Raw genomic sequence first — 441 nt, forward strand, 5'->3', positions numbered from 1 at the left:
CCCCCACCCCCCGCCGGGCCCACCGAACCCACCGGGCTCGACGACACGCCGGAGGCCACGGTCTCCACCCATGTGCTGGACACCGCCCGGGGCCGCCCGGCGCGCGGTGTCCCGGTGGTCCTGTCCACCCGTGACCGCCCCCGGGGGGAGTGGCGTCCCCACGCCGAGGGCACCACCGACGCCGACGGCCGCTGCCGCGGCTTCCCCCCGCTGCCCGCCGGCACCGTGGAGGCCCGGTTGGTCTTCTCCACCGCCACCCATCCGGTCGCCCGTGTCGGGGAGGACGACACGCCGTTCTTCCCCGAGGTCGCGGTCGCCTTCGCCGTCACCCCCGGCGAACACCATCACGTCCCGCTGCTGCTCGCCCCCCACGGCTACACCGTCTACCGAGGGAGCTGCGGTCTCTTATCCACATCTGACGCCGCCGACGACGCACCAAGT

General features: G+C 75.1%; 1 protein-coding gene. It reads left to right on the forward strand.

Translation table 11 applies throughout. The features are described from left to right. Positions 1 to 441: hydroxyisourate hydrolase (uraH, locus tag FNQ90_RS26580; protein ID WP_228471636.1), on the forward strand; the 441-nt coding region annotated here is incomplete at both ends.

The sequence above is a fragment of the Streptomyces alkaliphilus genome (assembly GCF_014141535.1).
Taxonomy (GTDB): Bacteria; Actinomycetota; Actinomycetes; order Streptomycetales; family Streptomycetaceae; genus Streptomyces; species Streptomyces alkaliphilus.